We start from the raw sequence: 13,656 nt of genomic DNA, 5'->3' as shown, positions 1-13,656 counted from the left end.
CCTATACAAAGCGAAGTTCGCGTATAATGGTAGTTTGAATAAGGTAATAATCACTACGGAAATAATAAGGTAAATAATCCAAAATAAATGAGGCTACGTTATGTGTAAAGAAAGTTTTAAAGATTATCAATTAAGTAAGGAAATAGTAAACGCGCTGGATAGCTTAGAATATGTAAATCCAACTGCCGTTCAAAGTAAAGTAATCCCTCTTGTGTTAGAGAAAATAGATCTTGTCGTGAAATCACAAACAGGAAGTGGGAAGACGGCTTCATACGGGATTCCCATTTGTGAATTAATCCATTGGCAAGAAAATAAACCTCAAGCGCTAATTTTGACACCAACTAGAGAACTGGCTGTGCAAGTGAAAGAGGATTTCATAAATATAGGCAGATTTAAACGGATAAAAGCAACAGCTGTTTATGGAAAACAACCTTTCGCCATCCAAAAAACAGATTTAAAGCAAAAAACGCATGTAGTCGTTGGTACACCTGGCCGTGTGTTAGATCATATTGAAAGAGGGACTCTTGCCTTAGATCAGATTCAATATCTTGTTATCGATGAAGCTGACGAAATGTTAAACATGGGGTTCATTGAACAAGTAGAAGCCATTATCAAAGAGTTACCTCGAAAACGAGTGACCATGCTATTTTCAGCTACTTTACCAGAGGAGGTTAAAAACCTCTCACTTAACTATATGAAAACACCTATTGATATTGAAATTAAGGCGACGGGACTTACGACTGAAAAAATTGATCATTCTCTTTTTGAAGTGGCAGAAGACGATAAATTTTCTATGCTTAAAGATGTAACGATTGTTGAAAACCCAGATAGCTGTATCATCTTCTGTCGAACAAAAGACCGAGTAGATACTTTGTGTGATGAGTTAGACGATTTAGGCTATAGCTGTGATAAAATTCACGGAGGCATGATACAAGAGGATCGGCTTGACGTGATGAATGACTTTAGAAGAGGAGAATTTCGCTATTTGATTGCTACAGATGTAGCCGCTAGAGGAATTGATATTGATAACATCACACATGTCATCAACTATGACCTTCCGTTAGAGAAAGAGAGCTATGTCCACCGTACGGGAAGAACAGGACGGGCTGGTCAAAAAGGGAAAGCCATCACTTTTGTAACACCATTTGAAGATCGGTTTTTAAGTGAAATTGAAGAATATATTGGTTTTGAGATTCCAAAAATGGCCGCTCCTTCAAAAGAGGAAGTTTCAAATAAGAAGCCCGCCTTTGAATCAAAAATGGATGTGGAACCAACAATTAAACAAGCAAAAAGTGATAAATTAAACAAGGGAATCATGAAGTTATACTTTAATGGCGGGAAGAAAAAGAAGCTTAGAGCCGTAGATTTTGTTGGAACGATTGCAAAAATCGACGGAGTAACAGTGGAGGATATTGGTATCATTACAATATTAGATAATGTTTCATATGTTGAAATTTTAAATGATAAAGGTCCGATTGTGTTGAAAAAGATGAAGAGCACAACAATCAAAGGCAAGCAGTTGAAGGTACATGAAGCTAATAAGTAGTGATACGTTAATAAAACATTGTTAGATGATAGATGGATAGAGGAGCAGGGAGTGATTTAAATGAGTCAATTTCTTCAGATGGGAGCAAACACTGTTTTAAGTTCTCCAAAAGGGAATGTTACTGTTAGCTACGAAATTTCTAATACGATAGATATTTCCTTAACCGCTTTCCTTTTAACGGATTCAGATAAGGTACAAGGAGATAGCGGCATTATATTTTATAATCAACCAACAAGTTCTTCTGGAGTGGCTACCCTAATACCAGCTGTAACAGTGGGAAATACAAGAGTTCATAAAATGGACTTTGATATGAGTAAAGTCCCTGTCGGCATTACAAAAATAGCAATTACGCTTACTGAGGATAATAGCACGGGTTTTTCAAATGTAAAGAATTTAAAGGCAGAGATCTGTACAGATCATAATATTATCCAGTTAACCCCATCTAGCTTCAAAAATGAAAATGGAATTGTCGTATTGGAATTATATCTAAGGAATGGCCAAACAAAGGTAAGATCCATCTGGCGCGGATTTGATTCCGGGCTTGAAGGGTTATGTAAAAATTACGGTGTTGAGGTTGAACCTGACGAGCAAAGCAAGCCCTCAGCACCTAAAACTATTCAACAACAAACTCTAAAAGAACCTGAGATGGCCAAAACTGTTCCTGGAAATAGTAATAGGCAAAACACGTTGTCAACGATAAGCCTTGAAAAAGTAAAGGGAAAAGTAAGTCTCGAAAAAGGTCAAAAGCCAGTTATCATTGAGAAGACACCAGAAATTACGGCCACAGTATCTTGGAAGACTGGGACAGATTATGATATTTATGCTTTAGTCTATACAAAGGACGGTAAGCAGATAGATGTAGCTACGTTTGGAGCTAAAGGAACACCTCCTCTCTACCGGTATGGGAACGGAGCAGTGGAACATATGGGGGATATTGGGAGAAGCGGTGGATCAACGAAGACAGAAATCATTAAATTAAGATTAACGAATGATATTCTCGCAGTGGTTCCTGTTGTTTATTCTGCTCAGTCAAATGGAACAGGCTCATTCTACAGATACAAGGTATCCATGAGTATTGATAATCATAACGGAACCTCCGTTACGATCTCCTCCAAGAATGCAAATAATAATGATCGAATTTATACATGCGTACCTGGAATCCTTCATAATACGCCAGATGGAGTTATTATAAGTCCATTAGAACTATATAGTAAGCCAAACTCAGAGCTTAGGCCAAAACTTAAGATGGGGTCTTCAAATATGGTAGAGGTCTTAATGGATAAAGGACCAAAAAATGATTACAAGTAAACAAGAAACATTAATATGAAATCTAAAATGCCCCCTATGAGTAAATAACCGCTATTCAACTAAAAATAGTATAAAGAAAGGAGGCATCCCATTATGCACTCAATTAACAAAATAGGTAAGAGGTTTTGGTATATCACTCCCATATCGGAGACCGACCGGCCCATTTTAGGAATGGTAGTGGGCAATAACAAGACATTAATGATTGATGCAGGCAACTCGGAAGACCATGCCGATTATTTTGTAAATGAACTTTTAAAAAAGGGAGTTCCAAATCCCGATATAGTTGTTCTTACTCATTGGCATTGGGATCATATCTTTGGTCTTTCAGCGTTATCTAATTCCGTTTCGATTGCTTCCAAAGAAACAAAAAAAGCAATGGAGAAGCTTATCCCGCTTTCATGGTCAGACGAGGCTATTGATGCACGCGTGAAAGAAGGAACAGAAATTGAATTTTGTGCGAAGGCCATTAAGCAGGAATTTACCGATCACCGAGATATCAAGATTGTCTTGCCAGATATAACGATTGAAAAACGAGTGGAAATTGACCTTGGTGGCGTAACCTGTATCGTACAACACGTTGGAGGGGATCACGCTGCAGATTCAGTAGTCGTATATATCAAAGAAGAAAAGATTCTCTTTCTCGGTGACTGCATTTATCCTGATATTTTTTCTGAAAAAGAAAACTATACCATCAAGGAAACACTTCGACTGTTAGATGAATTAGAATTATTTGATGCAGATACATATATACCTTCACATCAAAAGCCGATATCAAAAGAGGAATATAATCAGGAAGTGGCCATGCTTAGAACCATTGCGAAGTATACAGAAATGTGCGGTGGTGATGAGCAGAAAATAGTTGAGGAATACAAAAATTACGTAAAAAGGGAACTTACAGATGACGAAAGGCTAACCATCACCGACTTTGTAAATGGTTATTAAGTCATCTGTGTCAGTTTCCTATTACTAAGCAAGGAACCCACTCATTTTAGAAGGAGTGGGTTTTCCCTTTTGTAGATGCATTTAAATTATAAAACAAAACTAACGATGATCCCTGAAAGTATACTCACAAGCGTAGCGCCATATAAGAGTTTCAGCCCAAACCTTGCGACGACATTCCCCTGTTCTTCATTTAGACTTTTGACCGCCCCAGTAATAATACCAATAGATGAGAAGTTGGCGAAGGAAACTAAGAATACAGAAAGAATTCCATGTGTACGGGCACTAAAGTGATGAGTGCCTCCTGACAAATCCAACATTGCAACAAATTCATTGGTCACCAGTTTAGTCGCCATAATCCCCCCGGCCCGAACCGCCTCTGATAATGGAATCCCCATAATAAGGGCAAATGGAGCAAAAAGATAACCTAAGAGCTGCTGAAAGGAAATACTAAATATTGACGCAAACAAATGATTGATGGCTGTCATTAAAGCAATGAACCCAATCAGCATAGCCCCGACGATAATCGCAACCTTAAATCCATCAATGATATATTCTCCCAACATTTCAAAAAAAGATTGTCTTTCTTGCCCCTGTATTTCAAATATATCCTCACTTGGTTTGACCTCGTACGGATTAATAATCGAAGCTATAATAAAACCTCCAAATAAATTTAAAACTAAAGCGGTGACCACATATTTTGGCTCTAGCATCGTCATATAAGCACCAACTATGGATATGGATACGGTCGACATCGCCGAAGCACATAGCGTATACAAACGCTGTTTTGAAAGCAGCCCTAGTTGTTTTTTTAAAGCAAGGAAGATCTCCGATTGTCCGACCATCAACGAAGCAACAGCATTATATGATTCAAGTCTACCCATTCCATTCACTTTACTTAATAGAAATCCTATTCCCTTCATGAGGAACGGCAGAATTTTCAGGTATTGAAGAATGCCAATTAAGACAGAAATAAATATAATTGGCAGCAATACATTTAAAAAGAATGGAGACTCTCCCTTGTTCGCCATACCGCCAAACACAAAGGAAACCCCTTCGCTTGCATATTCGAGCAGTGTGTTAAAAAAAGCAGATATTCCCTTAATGGTGATGAGGCCATATTCCGTATTTAACAGTAATATTGAAAAAATAATTTGGATAACAAGCATCATGATAATTGGTTTAAATTTTATCTGTTTTCGATTAGAGCTAGCCAACCAAGCCAAAAACAATACAACGAGAATACCTAAAATTGAAATACCATATCGCATATGTTACCTCCTGATGAATTTAAACATTATGTACATTCTTCCTCCATAGGAACCTCTATTATTTGTGATTGTCATGGATATTTTGTCCTTGTTTTATAAAAACAACCGGACATAGTTTTAAAAAAATAAAATTATATCTATTTTGAAGTTTAAATAGGAAAAAAATTGCAGATTAAATAAGTGGTTTTTTAAATACAAGGAAGCCTATGAAGAATTGGAGTAAGCTAAGCAATTGGGAAAGATTGTTTTACGAATTGAAGAAAATGGCTCCGAGTACTAGGTCGCTCATATAAAATATAAACAGGAAAAAGAACCCACTTTTTTATGAGTGGGTTTCCCTTTTGTGTTTTATGATCCCTATAAGGATGTTTACAAGCGTAGTTCAGTAACATTAATGTTCGTTTAACTGGAGTATAGATTGGATTAAAACTTCAAAGTCTTCTTCATTTGGCATATGTGCTGAGTTTTCCAGAGAGATAAATTTTTTCTTCGGAGCATCAAGCCGATCAAAGTAACCTTTTGCTAAATCAAAGTTTGCTACCTTATCGTGTTTTCCCTGAATTATATAAACTGGAGTTTTAAAAATTGTCAATTCATTAAAGTCCGTATTAATAATTTCCTTTTGCAATTCCTTGCTTTTTATTAAGCTAAAGGTTGCCCCAGAAATAAAACTTGCATAAATATCTCTCAAACTATAGTCGGGAGAAACAAGCGATCTTCCAGCTAATTTAATAAGATTTGCACCTTTCGTATGTTCATCCTTGTAGTTAAATCCATTATATTTATTAACGATGTCACTATATTTGGACTCTAGCTCCCCATAATAGGGTGGTTCTCCAAAGGACTCTATTTGGTCTAGAAGCTTCTTATCGTCTTTCGCCATATCCTTCAGCCATTGCTTCCCTAGAACTTGACCTTCTTTAATATTTACTATTTGGTCCATTCCAATGTAACTATAGAATTTTTCCGGATGGCGATTTGCTAATTGCAATCCGATAATACTCCCCCAGGACATTCCAACCAAGTACACCTTGTCCTGTTTGTATTCCTTACGAACAAAATCAATAACCTCATTCGCATCAGAGATGAATTGTTCAACATTCATTGTCTTCATATCAATATGTTTATCAAAACTTTTCCCTGAACCTCTTTGGTCAAAATAGACGACATTAAATTTCTCAGTAATGATTGGGAATTGATTTCGTGAACTTACCCCAAATGGAAATGGCTGTCCTGGACCTCCATGTAGAAAAATGATGAATGGATTCTCTTTACTTTGTCCGTCTACTAAAATATATTGAGATATTCCACCAATGGGTAATTTCCTAATTTCACTGATCCCTCCATTTTGAATATTCTCTTTAGATTCCCTATTAATCTGATATTGCTTAAATGCCCTGAGAAGGAGCAGTAATAAAATAATAGCGACCAATGCTATTACAACATATAAACCAATCCCCATTAATAATTTCATAACTTTCCCCTTTTATGTAAGTTTCTGAACATTAATATTCTAGTTTACTTTCAAAATTTATACAATTTTTCATTAGAAACTTATTTAAAGTGCTAGATGGAGACAATGTAAATAGTTCGTAATTGACCCCAGTGTATGGGAGTAATTAATTCATGGATATGATAAATAACAAATGCTAAGAAATTTTCGTTTGATTAAAAAATTTTTCCACTAAGGGGTCCATTAGATGAAAGCATTAGTCTTAAAAGAATATGGTGATAATCCAACCATCACTGTTGAAAATATAGATATCCCTGTTCCTAAACAGGGTGAAGCACTCGTACGAATTCATGCTGCTCCGCTATATCCTTTTGCACTTAAAATGGCGACAGAGGGTTCTCCATTCATGAAAGAGCTACCACTTGTTCTAGGCAATGAAGGCGCCGGTATTGTTGAATCGGGAACGACTTTCCCAAAAGGAAGTCGTGTCATGATATTTGGTGACAATTTAGGCAGGGGAAAAGATGGCACATACCAAGAATATATTGTCGTTCCAGAGTCGTATTTGTTCAGGCTTCCAGATGACTTTAGCTTTGAGGAAGGAGCTTCTTTCCCAAGTTCTTATGTGACAGCATACTTAGCTCTAACAAGAGCGGGCAAGATAATGGGAGGAGAATGGATTGCAGTCCCTGGGGCGGCTGGATCTGTTGGTTATGCTGCGATACAAATTTCCAAAGCGCTAGGGGCAAAACCAATTGCGATTGTTTCTTCAACAGAAAAAGCAGAAAAAATAAAAGATGCAACCGAAAATCATGTTGTGGATTTATCGAAGGAGAACCTTAAGGATGGTATTGCCCGAATAACTGGAGACCATGGAGCCGATCTTATCCTTGATACAATTGGCGGGGAAATGACAAATCAATTGCTTCTTTCAGTTGCACCCTATGGCCGGGTTGTATCCATTAGCTTTTCTGCAGGAAATGAAGCAAACATTAATCTTATTAACCTTGTCATCAAACAGGCAACGTTGACAGGATTTAATCTTTGGGAATACTCTAATGAAGCCATAAGTGAATCGTTAGCTCAGCTTTTCAAGTTGGCTAAGCAAGCTGATATTCGGCCAACAATCGATTCAACATTCTTACTTGAAGAATTTGAAGATGCCTTCGAAAGAATCAATTCACGTAAAGTGGTGGGCAAGGCTGTCTTTAAGATATGAAAAATGCTAAAGAACATTTTTGATTTTTGCCTGCTCCCTAATATTCAAGCGTTAACCAATCAGGGGGCAGGAACCTCATTTGAAACTGTTATTGTACTGCGAGTCAGCCCCGTTAGCCTTCAACCTACAGACACCTCCCAATACACTCCTTTTAAGGTATTGTCAGATAATTTAGAATCCATGTTATAATAGTAGTTAGAGTCTATTTATATTTCTATATCAGAAGTAGGAGACGGTATAAACCAAATGAATAGAATTGAACTTTTTATGCAAAAAATTGTACAAGCTCTTACATGCGTGATTAATAAGGAGAGATTGCTTTGGAATTAAATGATGTTATATTTGGACACAGATCCATTCGGGAATATGAAGATAGGGAAGTAAGTCAAGAGCTTTTAGGGCAAATATTAGATGCAGGCATCCGCGCTTCATCAAGTGGGAATATGCAAACGTATTCGATTATCGTCACAAAAGACAAAGAGCTTAAGCAGAAGCTTTACGCCCCTCATATGGAACAATCTATGGTTGTTGATGCACCAGTACTATTAACTTTTTGTGCTGACTTTAATAGAATGAGAAAATGGCTTTCGCTCAATGATGCACCTGTACATTTTGATAACTTTATGAGCTTTATGATAGGGGCTATTGATGCTACTTTGGTGGCACAGAACTGTGCTTTAGCAGCAGAGAATGCTGGGCTAGGTATTTGTTATATGGGCTCAACGCTTGCCAATTGTGATCAGATTGGTGAACTACTAAACTTACCGCCAAATGTTGTACCAGTTGTGGGTTATTCATTAGGATATCCCGCAGAAAACCCTGCTCCGCGTGATCGATTGCCAAGGCATGGAGTTGTTCACTATGATCAGTATCGTGATTATTCAGATGAGGAAATTCTAGAAATCTACAAAGAAAGAAATGAAAAGGGTTGGAAACGCTATATGGACATTCCTAGACTAAAGGAAATGACAGAACGATTGGGATTACAGAATCTAGCTCAGGTCTATTCGATTGCTAAATATACGCAAGAATCCCACATCGAGTTTTCACAAACAGTACTGAATTACTTGGAGAAGCAGAACTTTATGAAAAATGATTGATTTTATTGGGAACTTAAAAAGGGGCTGACCCTAAAAGTCATTCTTTTGGGACATCCTCTTTTTGTAGATCCTGGTAGAGATTTACTCTTAATCTGCAGTACAAGGGAAAGGTGGGGTATAAACAAATGACAGAATCAGAGGCTTTTTCGAACTTTTACAATATCGCGCCAAAGTTCTGGATCTATATGATAAAATCCTCGAATACTTGGCGTAGTATTCACCTCGAAGATCATAGGGTTTAGATATTCATTCAGCCCAACATCTATTCCATACTCTCTGGAAGGGTATGTTTTTGCCATTGCCTCAGAAGCGCGAATGGAAATTCCCCTTATTTTTGCTAATAGCTCTCTTTCTTTTGTCGGTTTTAACTTAAGATAGTGCTGCATCAGTTCTTGAGTAGTGAAAACCTTCGAACCTCGATAGTTATTCGCTATACCATTTTCTTTTAGCTGTTCAGTACTAATCATTGCATACATGCCGGCAACCCTCCACTGGCCATTGACAAATTGAACATGAACACGAACACTGAAAGGCTGCCCACTTTTTAGAACACTTTGGATCCCTTCCTGAATGATATAAGGATTAAATTTTCCCAACCTTTCAAATGGTTGTATTAACTTATGAATCTGTTCAATTGTGAGCTTTTGGTTAACCGCCTTTCCCTGCATCGAAAAACCTTTTAGTGTATGAAATTTATTTTGCCCCTTAGTGACCTTGAAAACCCCTCTGCCTTGGCCGGAAGTATCGTGTTTAATGTAGATGACGTCAAATTTTGATAAGAATAGCTCCAAATTTTTCAGTGAATATTCAGCAGTAGTTGGAAGGCATCGGGTGGTTAGTTGGCTAGTGTTTAATAGTCTGTACTGTTCTAGTTTTCCCACTTTTTGATACAAGTGTTATCACCGCTTTCACATCTGCTTATTTGGATCATATTGATTAATTTATGTTTGTACATTTCTAGAGGAACGGCGGATATAACAAATAGCTGATTAATCAACATCTATTTAAAAGAAATAGTGGCTGATACGTTCGAAATTAAATATATCTTAATCATTTTTATTTCACTTGTAGGATGACGTGAATACGATAACAATATATTTATTTATGAAATTGAGGTGACCTATGGGTTACAATCATTTACGTTATCTAGCGTTGGGTGACTCCCTTACAGTTGGTGTAGGTGTCCCGCTTTTTGACCCCGGTTTTGTTGAATATTACAGTTGTCTAAGTCAAGAAACTTTAAATACGTCCATTCCATATTGCAAATTTGCAAAGTCGGGAGCAACAACTGGGGATGTACTAACAATGATTAGTTCTCCGCCTGTTACAGAAGCTTTAAAATTTGCAAATATTATCACGATAACAGCTGGAGGGGATGATTTAATAAATGCAGCATTTGGATTTCTAAAAAATAAAAATGAAGACACTTTTTCTCAGACTCTTGAACAATCACGAATTCATTACGCCAAAATATTAGAAAGAATCCACCAAATAGATAAACAAGACCAATATATTATAAGAATAATGAATTTATATAATCCCTTTCCTGAAATTTCTATAGCAGAGAAGGGGATTGAAGCGTTTAATTCGATGATTAGCCGTTTTGGTCAGGATAAATATACTGAAGTAGCTGATATCTATAGTGTCTTTAAAGGGAATGAAAAAGAGTTTCTAGCAAGGGGAGGAGTTCATCCTAATAATAGGGGATATTATCAAATGGCATTAGCTTTTCATAGACTCGGATATTCCCCTCTGGATCGTTAGGGGGCACAATAAAATGTAACAATCGGATAATCTTAGCTTATGTAGATTAGAACTTTATGCTTTGTTCTCTCCGCCCTTTGTAACACAGGATTATGTTCTTAACACATTGAATTTGAAAATGAGAATAGACGTATCTAACGTGCGTCTATTCTCAAAGAAAACTCTATTACGCATTCAAGCGCCTTTCAATGTCTTCAGCAATTTTTAACCCGTGAAAACGGCCATCTTCAATAAATACACGATTGGTAACCCCTCCCGTTACAACACCAGCTAAATAGACATTTGGAACGTTCGTTTCATACGTATCTGAATTAAAAGCTGGAACGAAGGAGGAAGGATCCATTTGGATTCCAAGGCTTTGAAGCATATTTAAATCTGGCTGGTACCCAATCAGTGAGAATACATAGTCATTTGGTATAGTAATATTTCCTTCTGGAGTATGTAGACTAATAGTTAACTCATCGATTTTCGCAACGCTTGAATTAGGATAAAATTTAATTTTTTCTTTTTCAATGAAATTCCGAATATCTAATAGTAAAGATGGCTTAATTCCTTGATAAACAGACTCTCCGCGATGGACAAGCGTGACTTGTGCCCCATTACGATACAGATCAATTGCTGCCTCGATGGCAGAATTCTTTCCTCCAACTACGGTTACCTGCTGGCCGTAATAGTAATGTCCTTCTTTGTAGTAATGCATTACTTTAGGTAATCCTTCTCCTTCAACCCCCATTTTTTTCGGATGGTCGTAAATTCCTGTAGCAATAATAATCTTCTTGGCTTGATAGGAAATAATGGTCCCCTTACGATCAGTGGCATTTATTGTAAAGGAGTTATTATCCTTTGTGATACTTTCTACCTTTTGAAAACAATTAATATTAATATCTTGCCGTTCTGTTACAAGCCGGTAATACTTAAGCAGTTCTGTTCGTGTTGGCCGTACTTCTTGGGACAAGAATGGAATATCGCCAATCTCTAATCGATCAGAAGTACTATAGAAGCGTATATCGGTTGGACAGTTAACTATGGAATTAACGATTGCTTCTTTTTCAATAATGACATAACTAATGCCTTTTTCTTTCAGAGCAAGGCCAGCGGATAAACCGCAAGGTCCTCCACCGATAATCACTACATCATACATCATAGAGTAGTTCTCCTTTCAGAATTATATTCGTTTTTTACCATAATTCCCATTATTGTATTTTATGATACTGATGGTGAATCATTTGAAGCAAAAGGTTAACGGATATCCGGTTTCACTTTTGGTATTACAACTATTGACATTTTACCTAACGTTCGTTAGAATCTTACTCAAGGAGATGGAACGATGAAAAAATCAAATTCAACAAAAGAAAAAATATTGGATACGGCAATTGATTTATTTTCTCATTCAAGTTATAGCTCTGCTTCGATTCGGGACATTACACAAGCAGTAGGAATAAAAGAAAGCTCTTTATACTATCATTTTAGGAGTAAAGAAGAACTATTGAACTGTATTTTTGACATCTATCAAGAAGAAATTCAAAAGGTATGCCCTCCGATTGAAGTGCTGGATCACCTTCTTGCTATAACGCCTCCGGAGATTTTTTTACAGCAAGGCTTGCAAAAGTTCAAATCATATATATGTGACAGTCCCAAAGTTTCCAAAATCTCGCGTATTATCAGCACCTTGCAGTTTAGTCATCCTAGAGCACGCACGATTATCTTGGATGATCTCTATGAGCAAAACATTAAATTTCTAGAAATTGTGTTTACAAAATTTATAGAGTTGGGCTATATCCATAATCATCCTGCTAGGCTACTTGCTGTTGAATATCAATATCCCGTTTTTTCGCTCATTACGCAGTATCAAATCATGCAATTCGATGGACGGGACACTTCAAGCATAGAAAAACAATTGCAGGATCACGTTTTATTTTTCTTTCATAAGATTAAAAAATAATTTAGAGGTGGCTTATGAAATTATTTCACAGCAAGGATTTTGAGATAACAAAGCAAGGAATAAGCAGTTTGGAGAGCATTGATATTGGCGGGATAAAACAAAGTCTATTGATACAGACAGAGAAGCCCGGATCGCCTATTTTGTTCTTTATTCACGGGGGTCCAAGCATGCCTGTTCCTGGTGTATCCAACCGAGGATCTGATTACGCTTTGGTCATGACGACAAAAGAATTGGTTAAACATTTTACGGTTGTTTTCTGGGATCAGCGTGGAACAGGAAAATCCTACTCTAAGGATATTCCCGACAATACGATGAACTTGAAGCAATTCATTCAAGATGGTAATGAGGTTACGGATTATTTAAGGAATCGGTTTAACCAAGACAAAGTCCACCTTGCAGCCCATTCGTGGGGGAGTGTGATCGGACTGTCGCTCGCATCATTGTATCCTGAGAAATACTATACTTATACCGGTTTCTCACAAATTACGAACTGGGTTGAAAATGACAAGCTGAGTTACAAGTGGCTGCTGGAAAAAGCAAGGGAGAAGAATAATCAAAAAGCGTTACAGGAGCTAATTGCCGTTGGAGAGCCTCCATATTTGGAAAGCTTTGAGCAATGGGCTGTTATCCGAAAATGGCAATTAAAATACAAAACAATGTTCCATGACGCAGGAGATAAAAAGTCCACTACGTTTTTTTCAGGTCTTAAAATTATGCTGCGGTCACAGGACTATTCTCTAATGGACATCTACAATTCTCTTGTTCGAGGATTTAAGCTTTCGTATACGGAAGAGATGTTGAACGATATTAATACGTTCGACTTCTTTGCAGGAGTCCCGTCATTACAAGTGCCCGTCATGTTTATCCACGGAAGTAAAGAAAAACATGTCATGCCAGAACTGATCAAGCAATATTTCGAACAACTCGATGCTCCAAAAGGAAAAAGGCTGCTATGGTCGGATAAATCCTCTCACACATTTCATTTGGACGATGCGAGAGAAAATGAGCAGAGATTGATCCAGTATTTGATTTAAAATAAATTAAGTGCTTCTCTCTTGGAAAGAAGCACTTAATTTATTTTTTTCTCGTAAAAGAATTCAATTATAATTCTTTT

General features: G+C 37.1%; 12 protein-coding genes. 8 read left to right on the top strand and 4 right to left on the bottom strand.

Annotated elements, in window-relative coordinates; genetic code table 11:
* Positions 1-100: 100 nt before the first annotated feature.
* The 3 genes from H0173_RS17130 (at position 101) to H0173_RS17120 (ending at position 3,796) form a co-directional block, all read left to right on the top strand.
* Positions 101-1,546 carry a DEAD/DEAH box helicase gene (locus H0173_RS17130; protein ID WP_221847732.1) on the top strand — a complete coding sequence of 482 codons (1,446 nt, stop codon included), beginning with the start codon at positions 101-103 and terminating at the stop codon, positions 1,544-1,546.
* Positions 1,547-1,606: 60 nt separating this feature from the next.
* The gene (locus tag H0173_RS17125) at positions 1,607-2,854 is read left to right on the top strand and encodes a TerD family protein (protein WP_221847731.1); all 1,248 of its coding nucleotides are present in this window, start codon (positions 1,607-1,609) and stop codon (positions 2,852-2,854) included.
* Positions 2,855-2,947: 93 nt separating this feature from the next.
* On the top strand, positions 2,948-3,796 hold the full coding sequence (locus H0173_RS17120; RefSeq protein WP_221847730.1) for an MBL fold metallo-hydrolase: 849 nt from the start codon (positions 2,948-2,950) through the stop codon (positions 3,794-3,796).
* An 86-nt stretch (positions 3,797-3,882) separates the two neighbouring features.
* Here the strand turns inward: H0173_RS17120 and H0173_RS17115 are convergent, their stop codons facing one another.
* Complete coding sequence (locus tag H0173_RS17115; protein ID WP_221847729.1) at positions 3,883-5,064, bottom strand: NupC/NupG family nucleoside CNT transporter; 1,182 nt, start codon at positions 5,062-5,064, stop codon at positions 3,883-3,885.
* Between the two features lie 391 nt (positions 5,065-5,455).
* Complete coding sequence (locus tag H0173_RS17110; RefSeq protein WP_221847728.1) at positions 5,456-6,538, bottom strand: alpha/beta fold hydrolase; 1,083 nt, start codon at positions 6,536-6,538, stop codon at positions 5,456-5,458.
* 226 nt (positions 6,539-6,764) lie between these two features.
* Here H0173_RS17110 and H0173_RS17105 point away from each other — a divergent pair, with 226 nt between their 5' ends.
* Both H0173_RS17105 and H0173_RS17100 read left to right on the top strand, forming a co-directional pair.
* Positions 6,765-7,736 (top strand): quinone oxidoreductase family protein, encoded by a 972-nt coding sequence (locus H0173_RS17105; protein ID WP_221847727.1) that lies wholly within the window; start codon positions 6,765-6,767, stop codon positions 7,734-7,736.
* A gap of 320 nt (positions 7,737-8,056) precedes the next feature.
* The gene (locus tag H0173_RS17100) at positions 8,057-8,836 is read left to right on the top strand and encodes a nitroreductase family protein (protein WP_221847726.1); all 780 of its coding nucleotides are present in this window, start codon (positions 8,057-8,059) and stop codon (positions 8,834-8,836) included.
* 134 nt (positions 8,837-8,970) lie between these two features.
* On the opposite strand, the gene H0173_RS17095 is transcribed toward H0173_RS17100, so the two are convergent.
* Positions 8,971-9,729: a YheC/YheD family protein gene (locus tag H0173_RS17095; protein ID WP_221847725.1), complete on the bottom strand. Its 759-nt coding sequence runs from the start codon at positions 9,727-9,729 to the stop codon at positions 8,971-8,973.
* Between the two features lie 229 nt (positions 9,730-9,958).
* Here H0173_RS17095 and H0173_RS17090 point away from each other — a divergent pair, with 229 nt between their 5' ends.
* Positions 9,959-10,600: a GDSL-type esterase/lipase family protein gene (locus H0173_RS17090; RefSeq protein WP_221847724.1), complete on the top strand. Its 642-nt coding sequence runs from the start codon at positions 9,959-9,961 to the stop codon at positions 10,598-10,600.
* A 166-nt stretch (positions 10,601-10,766) separates the two neighbouring features.
* Here H0173_RS17090 and H0173_RS17085 read toward each other — a convergent pair whose 3' ends face one another.
* A complete protein-coding gene (locus H0173_RS17085; protein ID WP_221847723.1) occupies positions 10,767-11,744 on the bottom strand; it encodes a YpdA family putative bacillithiol disulfide reductase in 978 nt (325 codons plus the stop codon).
* Between the two features lie 183 nt (positions 11,745-11,927).
* Here H0173_RS17085 and H0173_RS17080 point away from each other — a divergent pair, with 183 nt between their 5' ends.
* Both H0173_RS17080 and H0173_RS17075 read left to right on the top strand, forming a co-directional pair.
* Positions 11,928-12,542, top strand: a complete 615-nt coding sequence (locus H0173_RS17080) for a TetR/AcrR family transcriptional regulator (protein WP_221847722.1) — start codon at positions 11,928-11,930, stop codon at positions 12,540-12,542.
* Between the two features lie 14 nt (positions 12,543-12,556).
* Positions 12,557-13,576: an alpha/beta fold hydrolase gene (locus H0173_RS17075; RefSeq protein ID WP_221847721.1), complete on the top strand. Its 1,020-nt coding sequence runs from the start codon at positions 12,557-12,559 to the stop codon at positions 13,574-13,576.
* Positions 13,577-13,656 lie beyond the last annotated feature (80 nt).

The sequence above is a fragment of the Bacillus sp. S/N-304-OC-R1 genome (assembly GCF_019749375.1).
In the GTDB taxonomy this organism is placed as follows: Bacteria; Bacillota; Bacilli; order Bacillales; family Cytobacillaceae; genus Cytobacillus.
Note: the sequence above shows the minus strand (reverse complement) of the source record. Positions and strands in the feature narration are given on the sequence as shown.